Genomic DNA, 19,022 nt, shown 5'->3' with positions numbered 1-19,022 from the left:
ACGCCACCAGGCTGGGCGCCGTGTCCAGAGACAGCGACGCGCCCGCCCCCCAGACCGCCTCGCAGCAGGACCACCCCGTCGTCGCCGCGGTGCGCCGGCGCGAGCCGGAGGAGCGCCGCGAGCACGTCGTCGCCGTCCTCCTCGACGCCTTCGCCCCGCTCATCGAGGGCGACCCGGTGGCCTTCCGCAAGCGGTTCCGGAAGATGGCGGGCAGCCCGTGGACCTTCTACCGCGGCAGCGCGTGCCTGTTCTACGCCGACGTCGCCGCCCCGGAGGTCGCGGGGACGGACCGGTGGGCCGACGAGCGCACCAGCCGGGTGTGGATCCAGGGGGACCTGCACGCCGAGAACTACGGCACGTACATGAACGACCAGGGCCAGCTGGTCTTCGACGTCAACGACTTCGACGAGGCCTACCTCGCGCCGTTCACGTGGGACGTGTGGCGGATGGCGGCGTCAGTGGCGCTGCTCGGGGTGGCCAAGGCGTTCGCCGACGCGGACATCCAGCGGATGGTGGAGGCCTACTGCGGCGCCTACACCGCGCAGGTGCGCGCCTTCGCCACCCGCGACGACGACTCGGCCTTCGCCCTGCGGCTCGACAACACCACCGGCCCCGTCCACGACGCGCTGGAGGAGGCGCGCGCCTCCCGGCGGATCGACCTGCTCGACGCCGAGACGGAGATCGCCGACGCCGGGCCCGAGGCCACGGTCGACCGGCGCTTCCGCGACACCGCGCTGCACCGCCGCCTCGACGACGCCGAGCGCGCCACCGTGCTGGAGGCCTTCGACAGGTACCTCGAGACGATCCCGGAGGCCAAGCGCGGCGAGCGGATCGAGTACCACGTCAAGGACGTCGTCGGCCGCTCCGGCATCGGGATCGGCAGCGCGGGCCTGCGCACGTACAGCCTGCTGCTGGAGGGGCGCACGCAGGCGATGGAGAACGACGTGCTCCTGTCGATGAAGCAGGGCGTGGTGGCCGCGCCGTCACGGGTGGTCGGCAGCCTGATGGCGGAGGGCGGGTCGACCGCGCTCTTCACCGACCACGGCCACCGCACGGCTGTCAGCCAGCGGGCGCTGCAGGCCCACGCCGACCCGTGGCTCGGCCACACGCAGATCGACGGCGTCGGCTACGTGGTCAGCGAGGTCTCGCCGTACACCGCTGACCTCGACTGGGACGACGTCGACGAGCCCGACCAGGCCGTCGCGCTGCTGCGCGACCTCGGCCGGGCCACCGCCAAGGTGCACTGCGTAGCCGACTCCTCCAGCGACGGCGGGGAGGTGCCCTTCCAGGTGGAGGAGGCCGTCGTCGCCGTCCTCGACGCCGCCGGGGAGGACGACGACGCGGGGCGCAGCGGCGACGAGCTGTTCGCGGCTGACGCCGTGGCGTTCGCGCTCGGCTACGCCGAGGTGGTCCGCGACGACTTCCGCCTGTTCGTGGACAGCTTCCGCAACGGGGCCTTCCCCGGCCTCTGAGCTGCGCTGACCTGGGCCGTCCGCGAGCTGACCAGCTCGGTCAGCCCGCGGACGGCGACGTGGAGGCGGCCGGGCAGTTGGCGTCCGACCACGTCTTCAGGCGGTCCTCGACGGCCTGCGCGTCGGGGTGGGCCGCGACCGCCGCCTGCACCTTCGCCTGCAGGGCGGGGTCCTCCGGGGACCCGTCCCGCAGCGCGTCGCTGATCGAGGCCCACGCGGCGCGGTACTCGGTGAAGTCGGCCTTGACGGCGTCCGGCGGCTGGATGGCGTCCATGCGCTGGACGAACTCCGGCAGCCGCTGGATCGCCGCCGGCAGACCGCCCGCCTCGATCTGGGAGCCGAGGTCGGTCAGCTCAGCGCGGTCGGAGCAGAACTTGGCGACCACCTGGTCCTGCGTGCCCGCCGCGCCGGTGCTCGACGAGGTCTCCAAGGGCGCCGGCGCGGAGGTGGCGCTGGAGGTCGGCCCGGCGGCGGTCGGTGCCGCCTGGCCGCCGGACCCTCCGCTGCAGGCGCTCAGCGCCAGGACGGCAACGGCGAGCACGGCAGGGCGGGTGAGGGCGCTGATCACCGGACCGACGGTAACGCGTGGTGGCAGAGACGCCCGACGGCCAGCGGCCCCCCTCCTCCACGATCAAGCACCTCAGCGCCACCACCGCCTCGTTCTCGGGGAGCCGGTGTGGCGCGCAGCTCCCTCGGTCGAGCGGGGTGGAGGGGCGATGGCGCCGGACGCTCCGGGCTACCAGGTGCCCCGCCGCGTCAGGAGGTGTCGGAACCCCGTCTCGACGTGTCGGAACCCGGCCCCGGTTCCGACACGTCTGGGCAGAGTTCCGACACCACAGGGCGGGGTTCCGACACTTCCGGGCGTGGGGCGCTCCCGTCAGACGGCGCGGTGCACGGGGGTTCCTCCGACCACGGTCAGCAGCACGGGCGCGGCCGCCAGGTCGGCGGGCGGCGCGGTGGTCGGGTCGGCCCCCACGGCCGTGAGGTCCGCCGCGGCCCCCACGCGGATGACCCCGCGCGCCGCGTCCCCCGCCGCCAGCGCCGGGGCGCGGGTGAACCCGGCCAGCGCCGCCGCGGCGCTGATGGCCTGGTCGGGGCCGACGGGCGCGGCGTCGTCGTCCTCGACGGGACGGCGCAGCTGGGCGGCGGCCATGATCGAACGCACGTCGAAGTCGGCCACGGGCCAGTCAGAGCCGAGCACCACCAGCGCGCCGGACTCCAGCAGGTCGCGGACGCGCCAGCCGTGGCCCGCACGCTCGGGGCCCAGGCGCACCGACCAGTTGTCACTGCCGTCGGCGGCCACGAAGTTCGAGCAGTGCGTCGGCTGCATCGAGGCCGTGATGCCCGAGCGGCCGATGCGGGTGACGAGGTCGTCCGGGAGCGTCTCGAGGTGCTCGAGACGGTGCGCGGCCCGGCGTCCGGGCGGACCGTCCGGAGCTCCCGGCGGGCCCAGCGGCTCGAGCACGTCCAGCACGAAGCGCACCCCGCCGTCCCCGATGGCGTGGGTGACGGTGGGGACCCCGGCGGCGTCCAGGGCCCGCACGGCCCGCGCGTAGGCCTGCGGGTCGCGCCAGTACGAGCCGGTGCTCTCCCCGTTCGCGTCGGCGTGGTCCAGCCAGGCGGTGCCGCCGTCGATGGTCCCGTCGATCATGAGCTTGACGCCCGCCACCCGCCAGCGCCGCCCGGTGCGCTCCTGCCACGCGACGAGCTGGGCGAGGGCGTCGTCGTCGACCCCGGGCATGCAGAACGGGGCGACGCGCAGCCGCAGGGGCAGGTCACCGTCGCCCTCGAGCCGGTCGAGCAGGTCGAGCGAGGCGGCGTCGCCGTCCATGACCTGGGCGCCCACCAGGCCCTGCGCGGCCATGCCGTCGAGCAGCGAGCGCAGCCGGGAGCGCAGCTGCGCGTCCGGCAGCGCCGGAGCGAGCCGCTCCGCGAGCGCCATGGCGTCCCACTCCAGGAGGAACCCCGTGGGGGTGCCGTCGGGGTCGCAGACCACCTCGGAGGCGCTGGGGAAGCGCCGGGGCCCGTCGATGCCGGCGGCCCGCAGCAGCGACGTGCTCACCAGCGCGGAGTGGACGTCGGCCATCCGCAGGAACGCGCGGGCGCCGCCGTCGCCGTCGCTCGCGCCGAGCGCGTCGTCGACGAGGTCGGCGCGCGGCACCCCGCCGGGGAAGACGTCGGGCACGAGGCCCCAGCCCTGCACCCAGCCGTCGGTGCTCGTGCGGGCCAGCTGCGCGAGGCGCTCGCGCAGCTGGTCCAGCGTGCGGACGGCGGTGAGGTCGGCGCCCGCGGACATCGTGAGGCTGCCGACGGGGTGGGAGTGGCCGTCCACCCAGCCGGGGGTGAGCGCGGCGCCGCCGAGGGGGACGACCTCCGTGCGGGCGCCGCGCCAGCGCCGCGCCACCTCGTCGCCGCCGACGTCCACGACCACCCCGCGGGAGACCGCGACCGCGCGGGCGCGGGGCTGGGCCGGGTCGAGGGTGACGACGTCGGCGTCGACCAGGAGCAGGTCAGCCGTGCTGGTCCCGGAGGCGCCGGCGCTCATCGCAGGGAGGTGACCCAGTTGCGCAGCAGCTGGGCGCCGGCGTCGCCGGACTTCTCCGGGTGGAACTGCGTGGCCGACAGCGGCCCGTTCTCCACGGCGGCCACGAAGGGGGCGCCGTGCTCGGCCCACGTGACGAGCGGCCGGCGGCGGCGCAGCGTTCCGTCCTCCCGGACGTCGTCGTCCATCTCCCAGCGCTGCACGCCGTAGGAGTGGACGAAGTAGAAGCGCTCGTCGGCGACGCCGTCGAAGAGCACCGAGCCCTGCGGCGCGTCGACGGTGTTCCAGCCCATGTGCGGGACCACGGCGGCGGGCAGGCGCTCGACGGTGCCGGGCCACTCCCCCAGCCCCTCGCTCTGGACGCCGTGCTCGACGCCGCGGGCGAACATCACCTGCAGGCCCACGCAGATGCCGAGCACGGGGCGGCCGCCGGCCAGGCGCCGGTCCACCACCTCGTCACCACGCACTCCCCTGATGCCCTGCACGCACGCCTCGAAGGCGCCGACGCCGGGGACCACGAGGCCGTCGGCCTCCTGCGCGGCGCGCCGGTCGGCGGTGAGCTCGACGTCCGCGCCCACCCGTTCGAGGGCCCGCACGGCGGAGCGCACGTTGCCGAAGCCGTAGTCGAGGACGACGACGCGGGGGCGCCGGGTCCCGCCGGTGGTGGCGTTCGTGCTGGTCGCGGCCGTGTCACTGGTCACGCTCCCAGGCTAGGCGCTGGTGGGGTGTGACCCAGACCACTTCCCCTTCGGTCGGCGAACAGGGCCTGGCGCGGTTAGCGTCGTCGAGCACCCGCCCCTGCCCGCGCAGGACGACCCGCCACACGGGCGAGGTCGGTGGATCGCGCGAAGAGAGGTCAAGCCATGGCTCCTGAGCGTCCGTACCCCCGCCGTGACGTGTCCGAGGACGACGCCGGCCGTCTGTGGAACTGGGCTCGCAACTCCACCCTGGCCGACGCGTCGGCCCTGGTGCGGGCGAGCTCCGAGCTCGAGGTCCGCTCCCTGCTCGCCTCCCGACCCGGCCGGGTGCGGCTGGTGGGCAGCCGCATGTCCTCCGGCCGCATGCTGGCGCCCGCAGGCTCCTCGGGTGAGGAGGTCCTCCTGGACGTGCGCGGCCACCGCGGCCTGCTCGCCCACGGGGAGGACTGGGCCACCTTCGCGGGCGGCACCGTGCTGCAGGACGTCTACGACGCCCTTGCCGCGCTGGGCCGCATGCTCCCGTCGTCCCCCGGCGTCATCGCCGAGCAGACCCTCGCCGGGGCGCTGGCCACCGGCACGCACGGCCAGGGGCTGCAGCAGGCCTCCATCGGTGACGCGCTGCTGTCGCTGCGCCTGGTGATGGCGGACGGCTCCGTGGAGGAGTTCGGCGCCGACCACCCGTGGTTCGGCGCGCTGCAGGTGGGGCTGGGCACCCTCGGCGTGGTCACCGCGGTGACGCTGCGCACGGTGCCGGTGGCCGTCTACTCCTGCGTCAAGGGCGCCACCGGCGCCGAGACCCTCGAGGACGACCTGCTGGTCTGGAACCGCGGCCACGAGATGGCCAAGGCGTGGTGGTTCCCGGACGACGAGAAGGTGCACGTCTGGACCGCGCAGCGGGCCTCGGCGCCCGAGCTGGCCGCCTGGGAGGCCGGCGGGCGGCAGCTGGTGGAGCGCACCGAGACCAGCGACGCGATGAACCGCGCCGTCGACGCGGCGCTGGCGCACATGCGCGCCGACACCCGCATCCTCGACGCGCAGGGCAAGCCGTTCCGCACGGTGACCCGCTTCAAGGACTTCTCCGACGTGACCGGTGACGTCTACCAGGTCTTCATGCGCGGCATCGCGACGCCGCAGATCAACGTGGAGATCGGGGTGCCCCTGGACCGCGCGCCCGCCGTCGTGGAGAAGATCCGCGCCTGGCACGCCGAGACCAGCCCGCACCTGCACTACCCGATCATCCTGCGCGCCACCGGCGGGTCGCGGGCCTGGCTGAGCCCGTCGGAGGGCGGCGACACGCTGTACTTCGGCTTCGTCGTCTACTACGCCGAGGACGGCTCGCTCTCCGAGGAGGGCGTCGACTTCCTCGTGGAGGTCGAGAAGCTGCTCGCCGCCGAGGGCGGCCGCCCCCACTGGGGCAAGTACTTCGACGACTCCCTGTACGACTGGCCGTCGCTGTACCCGCGCTGGGACGACTTCCTCGCCGTCCGCGAGGCGCTGGACCCCGAGCGCGTCTTCAGCAACGCCTTCACCGACCGCCTCTTCCCGGCGTCGGCGGCCTCGCGAGAGGTCGCCGCATGACCCTGCTCGAGCGGCCGGCGGCGTGGGCGACGCTGCTCACGCAGCCGAGCTACCTCGTGGGCGTGCGGGCGCTGCACGCGTCCCTGCGCCGCTCCGGCTCCCAGCACCCGCTCGTGGTGATGGTCACCGAGGACGTCGACGACGACGCGCGCAAGGCGCTCGCCGACGACGGCGCCCTGGTGCGCGAGCTGCCGCGCGTGGGCCCGGACTCCTCCCTGGAGGCGCACTACGCCAACGCCCGGTTCGCCGAGGTGTGGACCAAGCTGGGCGCCTGGGGGCTGACCGAGTTCTCGCGCCTGGTGGTGCTGGACGCCGACATGCTCGTGGTGCGGCCGATGGACGAGCTGTTCTCCGTGGAGCTGCCGGCCGGCGGGATCGCGGCGTGCCACGCGTGCCGCTGCAACCCCAACCGGATCGCCAGCTACCCGGCCAGCTGGGTGCCCCAGAACTGCTTCTACACGCACTGCCGCGGCGGCGACCACGTCCGCGAGCCCGGGGTGGAGGAGTACTTCAACGGCGGGTTCCTCGTCATCGAGCCCGATGAGGCCGTCCACGCCGCGATGCTCGCGCAGCTGCGCGGGCTGGCGGACCTGTCGGCCTACCAGTTCGCCGAGCAGGACTTCCTCAACGAGTTCTTCGACGGTCGCTGGCAGCCGATGCCGTACGTGTACAACGCGCTCAAGACGCTGCCGCACCAGCACCCGCAGGTGTGGGACGCGTCCGAGGTGAAGAACATCCACTACATCATCGACAAGCCGTGGGAGCGCCGGCCCGAGCCCGGGTCGAGGTACGCCGAGCTCCACCAGCTGTGGTGGGACCTGGCGGACGCCACCCCCGCCCTGCAGGCCTCGCTCGCGCCGTCGTCCTGACGCCTCCTCCCCGCACCCTCCGAGGGGGGTGCGGGGAGGGACGAGGTCGGGTCAGGCGGTGACGGTGAGCTGGGCCTTGTCGAAGGCCAGGTAGCCGGAGTAGTCGGTGCCGACCCGGTCGAAGGAGCTCGGGTACGGCTCGGGGTAGCTCCACGCGCCGTCGGTGGCGGTGGCGCCGCCGTGGGCGGTGACGTTCCAGTACTGCGCCACGCCCTTCCACGGGCAGGTGTACGGCGTGGGGCTCTTCTCCAGCGCCCCGTCCACCACGCTGCTCGGCGGGAAGTAGGCGTTGCCCTCGATGCGCACGATCGCGTCGTCGTCGGCCTCGGCCACGACGACGCCGTCCAGCAGTGCCTTCACGGTGTCCTCCAGGTGCATCCGGTGGAACGGTCCTGCCTGAGGAAGAACACCGGCCACGCGTCCGGCAGTCCCGGCCCCGGCACGTCCGGTGGGCAGGCTGACGTCCGGTGGGCACGCTGACGTTCGCTTCCGGGGCCGGAAGCGGACGTCAGCCTGCCCACCGGAACTCACCTTCCCCACCGGGGAGCTCGCCCCGGGCGCGACGCGGTCAGCGGGTGATGCGGCGCAGGACGTCGATGACGAAGTCCACCGCCACGCCGTAGGCGACGTGCGAGCCGCCCTCCCACACCCACCACGCCCTCGGCAGCTCCGACGGCGCGGCCTGCACGCCGAGCGCGGGCAGCGCCGAGCCGTGGAAGGCGGCGAACAGCGCCGCGCCGCCCACCGCTCCCCCTCCGGCGCGCGCCAGCGGCACCCGGCGCGTCAGGACGGCGTAGAACACCGGGTAGCCGTAGGCGAGGGCGCGGTGGAACCACTGCGCACCGGCCTCGACCTCGTCGTCGTCCATCGCGTCGGCAGCGGCCTGCCCCTTCCGGGCGGCCACGAGCTTGCGGTAGAGCAGCGACGGCGGCATGCGGTCGCCGTGGTCGGCCGGGTCTGCGCCGTCGAGCTCCTTCTGGCCGGGCTCGGGCGGCAGCTTCCGCTCGCCCCACTCCTGCAGGGACGACTCGGCGGCGGCCTTCACCTTCTCGCCCACCCACCCCGCGGCCAGGCCGAGGGCGACGTCGGTCAGGAGCTTCGAGGAGGCCACCGCACCTGAGTACTGCACCGCCGATCACCCCGCACCCGGAGCGGCGCCGCTGGCCTCCCTCCCCCGTACGCAGCTTCCTTGATCGTCGCGGTGAGGGGGGTCAGCGCGTCAGGGGCGGCGGGTCGTCGCGGGAGGCGACGTACAGGATCCGGTCGTCCGCGCGCAGCGCACCGATCGACGGGTCGGAGTAGCGCAGCATGCGCCCGCCCCGCCACACCCCGACCACGGGCACGCCGCACGCGTGCGGCGGCCGCCCCACCTCGGACGCTTCCACGGGGCGCTCGTCGAGGTCGAGCCCGGACCCGAACGACAGCATGTCCTCCACCACGCTCACGGCGTCGGGGCTGTCGGTGGCCAGGCCCAGGAGGCGCCCCGCGGTCTCAGAGGAGACCACCACCGAGGTGGCCCCGCTCTCGCGCAGCAGCTCCGCGGTGGCCGACTCCCGCGACGACGCGAGCACCGTGACGTGCGGCGCCACCCGTCGCAGCGTCAGCGCGGCGAGCACGGCGGTGTCGTCCCGGTCGAGCGCGATGATGGCCGTCCGGGCCCGCGCCACCTGCGCCTCGACGAGCACCGACTTGTGCGTGGCGGAGCCGATGACCACGGCGTAGCCGTCGGCGCTGGCGCGGGAGGCGGCGGCGGGGTCGGCCTCGACGACGACGATCCGGTCTGCGGGGTGGTCGCGCAGCCGCAGCGCCCGCACCGCGTTGCGGCCCTTGGTGCCGTAGCCGAGGACGACGACGTGGTCTCGCATGCGGGCCTTCCAGCGGTGGACGCGGATCTCGGTGCGGGACCGCTCGGTGAGCGCGGACAGCGTGGTGCCGACCAGGATGATGACGAACATCAGCCGCATCGGCGTGACCAGGAGCGCGTTGACGAGCCGCGCCTGCTCGGTGACGGGCGTGATGTCGCCGTAGCCGGTGGTCGAGAGCGTGACGGTGGTGTAGTACAGCGCGTCGATGACGGACACGCGCCCGTCGGCGTTGTCGGTGTACTGGTCCGCCTCGACCAGCACCAGGGCCCAGTTGACCAGCAGCAGGAGCAGCGCCAGGCCGAGGCGCAGCGCGATGGACGTCAGCGGCGTGCGCCGGGGGGTGAGCCGGGGCAGCTTCAGCCCCTCGCGCGCCGCGGCCATGGGGCGAGCGTAGGGGTCGGGGCCGGCTCGCTGCCGCCGAGCCAGCGAGCAGCAGCCATAGGCACTGCCTGGGACCGGGGCCGCAGATCTGTCTTTGACGCGTGGCCCTGGCGGGGGTGTGCTGGAGAGCAGCAGACACCGGCCCCACCGAGGAGGACCAGCCGTGAGCTCCAGCAGCACGCGCATCGACAGCGGCGCCGTCGAGGGCGACTTCTTCCGCATCCACGACCTGCTCTCCCCCGAGGAGGCGGCCGTGGTGGACCGCGTGAGGACGTTCCTGCGCGAGCGCGTGCAGCCGGGCGCCGACGAGCGCTGGGAGCGCGCGCAGACGCCGGTGGAGCTCATCCCCGAGATGCGCGAGCTCGGCATCACCGGTGCCCCCGAGGACGACCCGTCGGTGGCCCCGAGGAGCGCCCTGCTCTCCGGCGTCCTCGCCATGGAGATGACCCGGGTGGACCCGTCGTTCGCCACGTTCTTCGGGGTGCACAACGGCCTGGCCATGGGCTCGGTGCGGGTCTGCGGCTCGGAGGAGCAGAAGCGCCGCTGGCTGCCGGACATGGTGCGGTGGGAGAAGGTCGGGGCGTTCGGCCTCACCGAGCCGCTGGTCGGCTCCGGCACCGCCGGCGGGCTCACCACCACCGCGCGCCGCGAGGGCGACACCTGGGTGCTGGACGGTGAGAAGAAGTGGATCGGCAACGGCACCTTCGCCGACCTGGTGGTGGTGTGGGCCCGCGACGTCGCTGACGACCGCGTCAAGGGCTTCGTGGTGACCAAGGGCACGCCGGGGTTCACCGCGGAGGCGCTGCCGGGCAAGATCGCGCTGCGCGGCGTGCAGAACGCCCACCTCGTGCTGGACGGCGTGCGCGTCCCCGAGGCCGACCGGCTGCAGGGCGCCAACAGCTTCCGCGACACCGCCGAGGTGCTCAAGGTGACGCGCGGCAGCGTCGCCTGGAGCGCGACCGGCTGCGCGCTCGGCGCCTACGAGGCCGCCCGGGCCTACGCCGTGGAGCGCGAGCAGTTCGGCCGCCCCATCGCGAGCTTCCAGCTCATCCAGGACCTCATCGCCCGCATGCTCGGCAACGTGACCGCCTGCCAGGCGCTGGCCGTGCGCATGGCCCAGCTGCAGGACGCCGGCCAGCTGGGCGAGGCCCAGGCGGCGATGGCGAAGATGTTCTGCACCACGCGCATGCGCGAGACCGTCGGCTGGGCCCGCGAGGTGCTGGGCGGCAACGGCATCCTGCTGGAGCACGGCGTCGCGCGGTTCTTCGCGGACGCCGAGGCCCTCTACTCCTACGAGGGCACCCGCGAGATGAACGCGCTCATCACCGCGCGCGCGGCCACCGGCCTCAGCGCCTTCGTCTGAGCCGCCTCCGCCCCGCCCGCCCCCTCTGCCCCCTCTGCCAGGAGGACCCCCCTGTGACCACCGCCCCCCTCGACCTCACCCAGAAGAGCGACGACGACGAGCGCGAGCCCCTGCTGGCCGGCGTGCGCGTCATCGACCTCGCCAGCGTGATCATGGCTCCCTACGCGTGCCAGGTGCTGGGAGACCTCGGCGCCGACGTCATCAAGGTGGAGCCGCCCACCGGTGACGTCGTGCGCCGCCTGCAACGGCGCGATCCCTCGGACCCCGACAGCACCGGCGCCATCGCGCTCAACCTCAACCGCAACAAGCGCAGCGTCCGGCTGGACCTCAAGAGCGACGAGGGCCGCGCCGCCCTGCTCGACCTCGTGGCCACCGCCGACGTGCTGGTGACCAACATGCGGCCCGGGGCGCTGGCGCGGCTGCACCTCACCCACGAGGACCTCGCCGAGGTCAACCCGCGGCTCGTCTACTGCAACGCGCAGGGCTTCCGCTCCGACTCGACCGCCGCTGACTCGGCCGCCTACGACGAGGTGGTGCAGGCCGCCTCGGGGATGGTCGACCTCATGCGCCGCACCACGGGCGAGCCGTCGTACGCGCCCACGGCCATGGCCGACAAGATCTGCGGCCTGACGATCGTGTACTCGGTGCTGGCGGCGCTGCTGTCGCGCCAGCGCACGGGGCGCGGGCAGCGCGTGGAGGTGCCGATGGCGGACACGATGTTCGCCTTCACCCTGGTGGAGCACCTGGGCGGGCGGGCGTTCGAACCGCAGACCGGGCCGGTGGGCTTCCCCCGCTCGCTGGAGCCGGGCCACGCGGCGCTGCCGACCGCTGACGGCTTCGCCGCGATCCTCCCGTACAGCTGGAAGAACTGCGTCGACTTCTTCGAGCTGGTCGGGCACCCGGAGGAGATGGACGCCTTCGAGCCGCAAACGCTGCAGCACCACCTCGGCGACCTCTACGCGGCGGTGGCCCGCTACTCGCGGCGGCACACGACCGCGCAGTGGCGCCGGCTGTGCTCCGAGCGGAGCATCCCGTTCGCCCCGGTGATGGACCTCGACCACGCCGGCGAGCACGACTACTGGGCCGACGGCCACATGCTCGACGTGGTCGAGCACCCCACCGAGGGCCCGTACCGCCTCATCGGCTCTCCGGTCCGCTTCTCCGGCGCCACCACCGGCGTGCGCCGCCACTCCCCCGCCCTCGGGCAGCACACCGACGAGGTCCTCGCCGAGCTCGGCTGGACCCCGGACCGCCTCGCCGCCCTGCACGCCCGGGAGGGCGCGGTGCCGGGGAGCGGTCGATGAGCGCGCTGCAGGACGGCCCTCCGGTGCGCACGGAGGTGCACGGCGCCGTCCTCGTCGTCGTCCTGGACCGCCCGCAGGCCCGCAACGCGGTCGACCTGGCCACGGCCCTGTCCGTGGACGCGGCCCTGACCCGGCTGGAGGACGACGACGCGCTGCGCGTGGGGGTCCTCACCGGAGCGGGCGGCGTCTTCAGCGCCGGGATGGACCTCAAGGCGCGCGCCCGCGGTGAGTCCCCCGTGCTGCCCTCGACCGGCTTCGCCGGCCTCACCCGCCGGCGCCGCAGCAAGCCGCTGGTGGCCGCCGTGGAGGGGTGGGCGCTGGGCGGCGGCACGGAGCTGGTGCTCGCCTGCGACCTCGTGGTCGCCTCCCGCGAGGCGCGGTTCGGCCTGCCGGAGGTGACCCGCGGCATCGTGGCGCCCCAGGGCGGCCTGGTGCGCCTGCCCCGCAGGATCCCCCGGGCCGTGGCCGCGGAGCTGCTGCTCACGGGCGCGACGCTCGGCGCGGAGCGCGCCGAGCAGCTGGGCCTGGTCAGCCGCCTCACCGAGCCGGGCGGGGCGCTGGCCGCCGCGCTGGAGCTGGCCGAGCGGGTGGTCGCCGCGGCGCCGCTCGCCGTGGCGGCGGTCCAGCGGGTGCTCGACGAGACCGCCGACCTGTCCGAGCCCGAGGCCTTCGCGCGGCAGGACGCGCTGGTGGCGCACGTGCTCCGCTCCGACGACGCCGCCGAGGGGGCGCGCGCGTTCGCCGAGCGCCGGGCGCCCCGCTGGCAGGGCCGCTGACACCCTCCGCTGGCGCCCGGGGAGCGGACTAGGGGCGACCGGAGCGGCCGCAGACCTCGCGCAGCGCCGCCACGAGGGCCTCTGCGGCCGAGGAGACCGCCCCGGGGGCCCGCACGGCGCCGAACGGCAGGAGCAGCGGGGGGTCGAGCGGACGCACGACGCCGCCGAGCGCCGCGGCCCGCTGCGCGTGGCGCCGGTCCACGAGCGCGGCCCCCGCCCCCGCCAGCACCAGGGGCAGCACGGTGGCCGGCTGCGGGGTGACCACCGACGCGCGGGGCAGGCCGGTCTCGGCCAGCTCGGCGCGCAGCGCCGCCCGCGCCGAGGCCCCGTTCTGCAGCGCCACCAGCGGTAGCCGCGCCACGTCCGCCCGCGCCAGCGGCTCGCCCGCTCCCCCGGACCCGGGCGGCAGCACGGCCCACACCTCCTGCTCCCCCAGCGCCTCCGCGGGCAGGTCGCACGGCAGCGGCAGCTGCACCACCGCCACCTCCGCGCGCCCCCGGACGAGGTCGGCCACCAGCTGCGCGTCGTCGCGGGCGTCCCGCACCCGGACGAGCACACCGGGGTGGGCGGCGCGGAAGAGCCCCACCGCCCCCGCCAGGGGGTGGGAGGCCACCGCGGCGTGGGCCACGACGTCGAGCGTCCCCGAGCGCAGGGCCACGACGTCGGAGACGGCCCGCCGCGCGGCGTCCAGGTCCCGCAGCAGCCGCTGGGCGGGCTCGACGAGGGACCGGCCCGCGGCCGTGGGCGCGGTGCCGCGGGGCGTCCGCTCGAACAGCGCGCACCCGGCGGCCGCCTCCATCGCGCGCACCGCCTGGGACAGGGACGGCTGCGCCATCCCCAGCAGCGCGGCCGCGCCCGTGATGGACCCCTGGTCCACCACGGCGAGCAGCACCCGGGCCTGGCGCTCGTCCGACAGCAGCGGGGCGCTCACGGGGAGCAGCCCCGCGCGACCTCGACCAGCGCCTGCGCGGCGGGAGACAGCTCCCGGTGCAGGTGCACCAGCGCGTGGCCGGCGGTCACCGCCGGCTCGGTCCGGCGCAGCACCACGCCCTCGCCGGCCGCCCGCTGCGCGAGCTCCCCGCTGAGGAAGCCCGCCCCCGCGCCGGCGAGCACCAGCGCGGCCACCGACTCGCGGTGGGCGGTCTCCACGGCTACCCGCGGGCGGGCCCCGGCGGCCTCCAGCGCCCGCGACACCAGCCGCTCCCGGCGGCTGTGGTCGGTCACCCCGATGACGTCGCGGCCGTCCAGCGCCGCCAGGGGCAGCGGGTCGGGCGCGTCGTCGCTGCCGGGCGGCAGACCCACCAGCACCTCCTGCGTGCCGAGCGGCAGCACCACCAGCCGGGGTGCGGCCCGGCTCGGGGTGGTGCGCCCCAGCGGCAGCGAGGCGACGGCCACCTCCGCCCGGCCCTCCAGCAGCGCCTCGAGGACCCGGTCGTCGTGCTCGGCGACGTGCACCTGCACGCGCACGCCGGGGTGGCTCGCGCTGAGGGCGCCGAGCAGCTCGCTGGCGGCGTCGGCCGCGAGGACCGCCTCGACAGCGACGTCGAGGACGCCGCCGGTGCGCGGCGCGTGCTCCTGCACGGCGGCGCGCACCGCCTCGGCGGCGTCACCGGAGCCGCGGAGCAGCTGGCGGGCGTGGGGCTCGAGCGCCCGGCCCGCGGCGGTGGGGGTGGTGCCGGTGCTCGAGCGGTGCACCAGGACGGCGCCGAGCTGCGCCTCCAGGGCGTCCAGGGCCTGCGCGACCGACGGCTGGGCCAGGCCGGTGGCCGCGGCCGCGGCTCCGAGGCTGCCGTGGTCGAGGACGGCCACGAAGAGGGCGAGCTGGCGCCGGTTCACCGGCGGCGGGCGCGGAGCATGCCGCGCACCGCCGTCCAGCGGCTGCGGCCGACGCTCGTGGCGGCGCCGGAGACGTCGGCCGCCTCCAGGCTGCCGAGCAGCAGCCGCAGCACGTCACCGGGCCACGTGGCCAGCAGCAGCCCCGCGGGCCGGCCGTCGGGGACCTGCTGGCCACCGCGCCACGTCTGCGCGGTGACCTGGCCCTCCTGCCCCTGCTCCCCCTCGGTGAGCAGCAGGACGACGTCGAGGCCCCGGAGCATCCGGCTGAGCCGCTCCGCGGCGTCCACCCCGGCCAGGCCGGGCAGCACGCCGTCGCGCGCCGCGGGCACGGCCACGACGCCCGCGCCGGAGACGGGGGCGCACTCCGCCGCCACACCGCTCATGGCGCACAGGTCGGCGGCCCGGTCGGCGTCGAGCACCGGGAGCACGAGCACCGCGCGGCGGGCGCCCTGCGACGGGTCGAACAGCTCCCCGCCGCCCGCCCCGGGGAACTCGTACTTCATGCGGCGCTCACAGCGCGCCCTTGGTGGACGGGACGCCGTCGACGCGCGGGTCGAGCGCCACCGCCGCGCGCAGCGCACGGGCCAGCGCCTTGTACTGCGCCTCGGCGACGTGGTGGGGGTCGCGGCCGGCGAGCAGCCGCACGTGCAGGCACACGTGGGCGTGCAGCGCGATGGACTCGAAGACGTGCCGCGTCAGGCTGCCGGCGTAGGGCACGCCGCCGCCCCCGCCGCCGATGAGCACGTGCTCGTAGCCGTCGGGCTCACCGGTGTGGACGACGAACGGGCGCCCGGACACGTCGACCACGGCCTGCGCGAGCGCCTCGTCGAGCGGCACCAGCGCGTCGCCGAACCTCGCGATGCCGCGCTTGTCGCCCAGGGCCTGGCGCAGCGCCTGCCCGAGGACGATGGCGGTGTCCTCCACCACGTGGTGGGCGTCGATGTGGGTGTCACCGGTGGCCCGCACGCGCAGGTCGATGAGGGAGTGCTTGCCGAGCGCGGTGAGCATGTGGTCGTAGAACGCCACGCCCGTGCTGATCTCGGTGCGGCCCGTGCCGTCGAGGTCGAGCTCCAGGGAGATGCTCGACTCGCTGGTGGCCCGCTCGATGCGCGCCGTGCGCTGCCCGCTCATGCCTGCTCCTCGTCGTCGTCCTGCTGGTCCTCGGGGTGCGCCGCGCGCTCCTCCTCCACGACCACCGCGGCCAGCGCGGCGAGCACCGCGTCGGTCTCGGCGGCGGTGCCCGCGGTGATGCGCAGGTGGCCGGGGATGCCGACGTCGCGCACCAGCACGCCGTGCGCCAGCAGCGCCTTCCAGGTGGCGGGGGCGTCCTCGAAGCCGCCCACCAGCACGAAGTTGGCGTCGCTGGGCAGGGCGACCAGCCCGAGGGTGGGCATCGCCGCCACCAGCCGGTCGCGCTGGGCCTTGGTGTCCTCGACCGTCGCCAGCAGCGCGTCGGCGTGGGCCAGCGCGGCGGTCGCCGCGGCCTGCGTGAGGGAGGACAGGTGGTAGGGCAGGCGCACCAGGCGCAGCGCGTCGACCACGGCGGGGTCGGCGGCGAGGTAGCCGACGCGCGTGCCGGCGAAGGCGAACGCCTTGCTCATGGTGCGCGTCACCACCAGGCGCGGGCGGCCGGGCAGCAGCGTGATGGCGCTGGGGGTGCCGCCGGCGCCCAGCGGGCGGGCGAACTCGGCGTACGCCTCGTCGACGATGACGATGCCGCTGGTCGCCTCGTACGCGGCCTCGACCACGTCGAGCGGGAGCGCCGTGCCGGTCGGGTTGTTCGGGCTGGTGAGGAACACGACGTCGGCGCCGTGCTCCCCCACCGCGCCGACCTGCTGCGCCACGTCGAACGGGTCGAGGGAGAACCCGTCACCGCGCTTGCCGTCCACCCAGGCGGTGCCGGAGGTCTGCGTGATGATCGGGTGCATCGAGTAGGACGGCGTGAAGCCGACCGCGGTGCGCCCGGGACCGCCGAACGCCTGCAGCAGCTGCTGCAGCACCTCGTTGGACCCGTTCGCGGCCCACACGTTCCCGCGGGTCAGCGGCACGCCGTGCGAGGCGGGCTGGGCGCGCAGGAACGCCGCGAGCGCGTCGCGCAGGGCGTCGGCCTCGCGGTCGGGGTAGCGGTTGAGGTGCGGGACCTGCTCGGCGATCGCGGCGACCACGGCCTCGACGACCTCGGCGGGGACGTCGTGGCTGTTCTCGTTGGTGTTGAGCCGCACGGCGACCTCGAGCTGCGGCGCGCCGTAGGGCGCGTGGCCGCGCAGGTCCTCGCGCAGCGGGAGGTCGTCCAGGGGGGTGTCCGAGACCAGGCCGCGCGCGGGGGCGCCGGCCGGGCCGGGGGTGCTGGGGCTCACGGGGGACCAGGGTAGTGATCCCGCGACGACCTGGCCTGAGGCATCAGACCGGGCGTCAGACCGGGGCGTCAGACCGGCTGGGTGGCGGACGGGGGCGCGGTGCGCTCCAGGGCCGACCAGCCGGCGTCCGCCTCGCGCTCCGCCGCCTCGGCCTTCCCCCCGCCGCGCAGCCCGAAGAGGCGCTTGGCGAGGAGGAGGTAGACGACCACGGCGAGGTTGAGGCCGAAGAGCACGAGCCCCGTCGCGCTGACGCCGCTGGCCAGGTCGGCGACCTCGGGGATCATGAGCAGGCTCGTGGCCACGAAGGTCAGGTACTCCGCCCACCGCTTGGCCAGCCACAGGCCCACCGCCTCGGTGGCCTCCAGCGCGGCGTAGGCGACCAGCCCGAGCCCGATGACCAGCAGGTGGCTCGACGGCGCCGAGAACCAGCCGGAGACCTTGGCCAGGAACCCGTGCGCGGTGTCGATGACCACGCCGTGCTGCTGCACGAAGTCCAGGCCCCACGTCCACCACCGGTCGAGGGTGGCGCGCTTGCCGGAGAAGACGAGCACGGCCGCGGCCAGGACGCCCAGGCCCAGCACGTGCACCACGCGGTCGAGGGCGATGAGCCGCAGGACGTACTTGTCGCGCAGGACGCGGCCGCGCAGCGGCAGCTCGATCTGCTGGCGCGGCGGCAGCTCCTCCCTGGTCGCCTCGGCGGCGGAGGGCGCGGCGGCCGGGAGCCAGGAGTCGCAGCGCAGGCAGCGGTGCCAGCGGAAGCCGTCGGAGTCCTCCCGGAGCACCAGCGCGTCCTCGGGGCGGACCCGGGCGACGTCGTGGCCGACGGTGTGGTGGCCCTGCAGCGCGCAGTCGAGGAGGTCCCACCGCACCCGCGGGAGCCAGCGCCGCTTCTGCTGCACGGAGGTCACAGCGGACGGTAGTACCCGCGTTCGCTGGGAAGCACCTGGATGCCCGCGGCACGCGTCCTGGGCGCCACCTGTCGCGGTCGAGGCCGGCGACCGGGCGAGCGTGGTCGCCACCACCCGGGCGGGGTCGGCGACCATGGCCGGGTGCAGGCGTCGCAGCGGGCGGTCTCGCACGTCGCCGCGCGCGTGGACGCCGCCGGAGGCGGGCCGCCGCTGCCCGCGGGCGCCGTCGTCGTCGTCCACCTCCACCCCGACCGGGTGGTCTCGGCCAGCGGCCTGCCGGCGCTCGCCGCCGTCGCCGCTGACGGCCGGTACCGCTCGCAGTTCGAGACCGGGACCAGCGCCGGCGGACTCACCGCCCGTCCCGGGGGTGACCGCTGGCGGTGGGAGTCGGAGCTGTTCGGTGGCGCCTACGACGCCGCGCCCGCGCGCCTGCGGCCCGTCTACGGCGCCCTGGCCCTGCCGGGCGGGGACCCGCGCGGTCCGGCTCCGCGGTTCGGCTCCTGCCAGCTGCGGCTGCGACCGGAGGTGCTGCAGCGGGTGACGCTGGCCTTCCCGGACAGCGCTCTCGGCCCGGAGGCGCTGGGGACGGCGGCCGCTGCTCCCGCGCTGACCGCCGCGGCTGCGGCGCGGGCAGCGGGGAGGTTCGACGCCCTCGACGACTACGTGGAGGCGCACGTGCACGGGCAGCTGCTGCTCGCCCGCGACGTCGAGGCGGTGGTGCTCGACCCCTGCTTCCGCGGCACAGCCGTGCACTCCGCTGCCGAGGAGGTCAGGACGACGACGGGCGCCGCGCTGGTGTGGGGCGCCGGCTGCGCCGTGAGTGCGGCCGAGCTGGCGGCGCGGGCCGAGTGCGCGGCGTACCGGGGCCGCGAGGTGGTGCGCGTGGCGCGGGAGGTCGCGGCGGCGGTGACGGCGGACGGCGTGCTCGACACGGCCGCGGTCGGGCGGGCGGCGGCCCTGGGCCGCTGGGACGCGCAGCACCTCAAGCAGGTGTGGCACTGCGTGGCCCGGTTCGGCGTCCCCGGCGGCGCGGAGGCGTCACGGGCGTCCCGCCGCCGGGGGTGACGGGACGC

Annotated in this window: 19 protein-coding genes; 7 read left to right on the top strand and 12 right to left on the bottom strand. The window is 75.6% G+C overall.

Annotated elements, in window-relative coordinates; all coding sequences use genetic code 11:
• Positions 1-20: 20 nt before the first annotated feature.
• Positions 21-1,472 carry a DUF2252 domain-containing protein gene (locus H7K62_RS18455; protein ID WP_222437855.1) on the top strand — a complete coding sequence of 484 codons (1,452 nt, stop codon included), beginning with the start codon at positions 21-23 and terminating at the stop codon, positions 1,470-1,472.
• A gap of 40 nt (positions 1,473-1,512) precedes the next feature.
• On the opposite strand, the gene H7K62_RS18450 is transcribed toward H7K62_RS18455, so the two are convergent.
• The 3 genes from H7K62_RS18450 to hisH all read right to left on the bottom strand — a co-directional run bounded on the left by H7K62_RS18450 (position 1,513) and on the right by hisH (position 4,715).
• Positions 1,513-2,040 carry a hypothetical protein gene (locus H7K62_RS18450; RefSeq protein ID WP_186721337.1) on the bottom strand — a complete coding sequence of 176 codons (528 nt, stop codon included), beginning with the start codon at positions 2,038-2,040 and terminating at the stop codon, positions 1,513-1,515.
• A gap of 309 nt (positions 2,041-2,349) precedes the next feature.
• Positions 2,350-4,017 (bottom strand): amidohydrolase, encoded by a 1,668-nt coding sequence (locus tag H7K62_RS18445; protein WP_186721335.1) that lies wholly within the window; start codon positions 4,015-4,017, stop codon positions 2,350-2,352.
• Positions 4,014-4,715, bottom strand: coding sequence for an imidazole glycerol phosphate synthase subunit HisH (gene hisH / locus H7K62_RS18440; protein WP_186721333.1), 702 nt, complete (start codon positions 4,713-4,715; stop codon positions 4,014-4,016). Before hisH ends, H7K62_RS18445 begins: the two co-directional genes overlap by 4 nt.
• A gap of 162 nt (positions 4,716-4,877) precedes the next feature.
• On the opposite strand from hisH, the gene H7K62_RS18435 reads away from it, so the two are divergent.
• Both H7K62_RS18435 and H7K62_RS18430 read left to right on the top strand, forming a co-directional pair.
• Entirely contained in the window at positions 4,878-6,290 is a 1,413-nt protein-coding gene (locus H7K62_RS18435; protein WP_186721331.1) for a D-arabinono-1,4-lactone oxidase, read from the top strand.
• Complete coding sequence (locus H7K62_RS18430; RefSeq protein ID WP_186721329.1) at positions 6,287-7,159, top strand: glycosyltransferase family 8 protein; 873 nt, start codon at positions 6,287-6,289, stop codon at positions 7,157-7,159. The genes H7K62_RS18435 and H7K62_RS18430 overlap by 4 nt, the downstream gene beginning before the upstream one ends.
• Positions 7,160-7,210: 51 nt before the next feature.
• On the opposite strand, the gene H7K62_RS18425 is transcribed toward H7K62_RS18430, so the two are convergent.
• The 3 genes from H7K62_RS18425 to H7K62_RS18415 all read right to left on the bottom strand — a co-directional run bounded on the left by H7K62_RS18425 (position 7,211) and on the right by H7K62_RS18415 (position 9,405).
• On the bottom strand, positions 7,211-7,519 hold the full coding sequence (locus tag H7K62_RS18425; protein ID WP_186721328.1) for a DUF427 domain-containing protein: 309 nt from the start codon (positions 7,517-7,519) through the stop codon (positions 7,211-7,213).
• A 208-nt stretch (positions 7,520-7,727) separates the two neighbouring features.
• Positions 7,728-8,270, bottom strand: a complete 543-nt coding sequence (locus tag H7K62_RS18420) for a DUF1440 domain-containing protein (RefSeq protein WP_186721326.1) — start codon at positions 8,268-8,270, stop codon at positions 7,728-7,730.
• Positions 8,271-8,370: 100 nt separating this feature from the next.
• Positions 8,371-9,405 carry a potassium channel family protein gene (locus H7K62_RS18415; protein ID WP_186721324.1) on the bottom strand — a complete coding sequence of 345 codons (1,035 nt, stop codon included), beginning with the start codon at positions 9,403-9,405 and terminating at the stop codon, positions 8,371-8,373.
• A 163-nt stretch (positions 9,406-9,568) separates the two neighbouring features.
• On the opposite strand from H7K62_RS18415, the gene H7K62_RS18410 reads away from it, so the two are divergent.
• From H7K62_RS18410 to H7K62_RS18400, 3 genes are read left to right on the top strand one after another with little or no spacing between them, the layout of a single operon-like run.
• Positions 9,569-10,768 carry an acyl-CoA dehydrogenase family protein gene (locus H7K62_RS18410; protein WP_222437854.1) on the top strand — a complete coding sequence of 400 codons (1,200 nt, stop codon included), beginning with the start codon at positions 9,569-9,571 and terminating at the stop codon, positions 10,766-10,768.
• 53 nt (positions 10,769-10,821) lie between these two features.
• A complete protein-coding gene (locus H7K62_RS18405; protein ID WP_222437853.1) occupies positions 10,822-12,072 on the top strand; it encodes a CaiB/BaiF CoA transferase family protein in 1,251 nt (416 codons plus the stop codon).
• Positions 12,069-12,848: a crotonase/enoyl-CoA hydratase family protein gene (locus H7K62_RS18400; RefSeq protein WP_186721322.1), complete on the top strand. Its 780-nt coding sequence runs from the start codon at positions 12,069-12,071 to the stop codon at positions 12,846-12,848. Before H7K62_RS18405 ends, H7K62_RS18400 begins: the two co-directional genes overlap by 4 nt.
• Before the next feature lie 28 nt (positions 12,849-12,876).
• Here H7K62_RS18400 and H7K62_RS18395 read toward each other — a convergent pair whose 3' ends face one another.
• From H7K62_RS18395 to H7K62_RS18370, 6 genes are all read right to left on the bottom strand, one after another.
• Positions 12,877-13,779, bottom strand: coding sequence for a LysR family transcriptional regulator (locus H7K62_RS18395; RefSeq protein ID WP_186721320.1), 903 nt, complete (start codon positions 13,777-13,779; stop codon positions 12,877-12,879).
• Positions 13,776-14,684, bottom strand: coding sequence for a LysR family transcriptional regulator (locus H7K62_RS18390; protein ID WP_186721319.1), 909 nt, complete (start codon positions 14,682-14,684; stop codon positions 13,776-13,778). Before H7K62_RS18390 ends, H7K62_RS18395 begins: the two co-directional genes overlap by 4 nt.
• Positions 14,681-15,187: a hypothetical protein gene (locus H7K62_RS18385; protein WP_186721317.1), complete on the bottom strand. Its 507-nt coding sequence runs from the start codon at positions 15,185-15,187 to the stop codon at positions 14,681-14,683. Before H7K62_RS18385 ends, H7K62_RS18390 begins: the two co-directional genes overlap by 4 nt.
• A 7-nt stretch (positions 15,188-15,194) precedes the next feature.
• On the bottom strand, positions 15,195-15,815 hold the full coding sequence (gene hisB, locus H7K62_RS18380) for an imidazoleglycerol-phosphate dehydratase HisB (protein ID WP_186721315.1): 621 nt from the start codon (positions 15,813-15,815) through the stop codon (positions 15,195-15,197).
• Entirely contained in the window at positions 15,812-17,041 is a 1,230-nt protein-coding gene (locus H7K62_RS18375) for a histidinol-phosphate transaminase (protein WP_370591846.1), read from the bottom strand. The genes hisB and H7K62_RS18375 overlap by 4 nt, the downstream gene beginning before the upstream one ends.
• A gap of 68 nt (positions 17,042-17,109) precedes the next feature.
• Positions 17,110-17,949: a DUF2127 domain-containing protein gene (locus tag H7K62_RS18370; protein ID WP_222437852.1), complete on the bottom strand. Its 840-nt coding sequence runs from the start codon at positions 17,947-17,949 to the stop codon at positions 17,110-17,112.
• 141 nt (positions 17,950-18,090) lie between these two features.
• Here H7K62_RS18370 and H7K62_RS18365 point away from each other — a divergent pair, with 141 nt between their 5' ends.
• Entirely contained in the window at positions 18,091-19,014 is a 924-nt protein-coding gene (locus H7K62_RS18365; protein ID WP_370591845.1) for a DUF3626 domain-containing protein, read from the top strand.
• Positions 19,015-19,022 lie beyond the last annotated feature (8 nt).

Origin of the sequence: Quadrisphaera sp. RL12-1S (assembly GCF_014270065.1) — a bacterium.
In the GTDB taxonomy this organism is placed as follows: Bacteria; Actinomycetota; Actinomycetes; order Actinomycetales; family Quadrisphaeraceae; genus Quadrisphaera.
The sequence above is the reverse complement of the archived record's forward strand: the minus strand, read 5'-3'. Positions and strand labels throughout refer to the sequence as shown.

Excerpts from the sequence above, each read along its gene's own strand:
- H7K62_RS18445 (WP_186721335.1), bottom strand. The coding sequence starts at position 4,017 with ATGAGCGCCGGCGCCTCCGGGACCAGCACGGCTGACCTGCTCCTGGTC.
- H7K62_RS18435 (WP_186721331.1), top strand. The coding sequence starts at position 4,878 with ATGGCTCCTGAGCGTCCGTACCCCCGCCGTGACGTGTCCGAGGACGAC.
- H7K62_RS18430 (WP_186721329.1), top strand. The coding sequence starts at position 6,287 with ATGACCCTGCTCGAGCGGCCGGCGGCGTGGGCGACGCTGCTCACGCAG.
- H7K62_RS18415 (WP_186721324.1), bottom strand. The coding sequence starts at position 9,405 with ATGGCCGCGGCGCGCGAGGGGCTGAAGCTGCCCCGGCTCACCCCCCGG.
- H7K62_RS18400 (WP_186721322.1), top strand. The coding sequence starts at position 12,069 with ATGAGCGCGCTGCAGGACGGCCCTCCGGTGCGCACGGAGGTGCACGGC.
- H7K62_RS18385 (WP_186721317.1), bottom strand. The coding sequence starts at position 15,187 with ATGAAGTACGAGTTCCCCGGGGCGGGCGGCGGGGAGCTGTTCGACCCG.
- hisB (WP_186721315.1), bottom strand. The coding sequence starts at position 15,815 with ATGAGCGGGCAGCGCACGGCGCGCATCGAGCGGGCCACCAGCGAGTCG.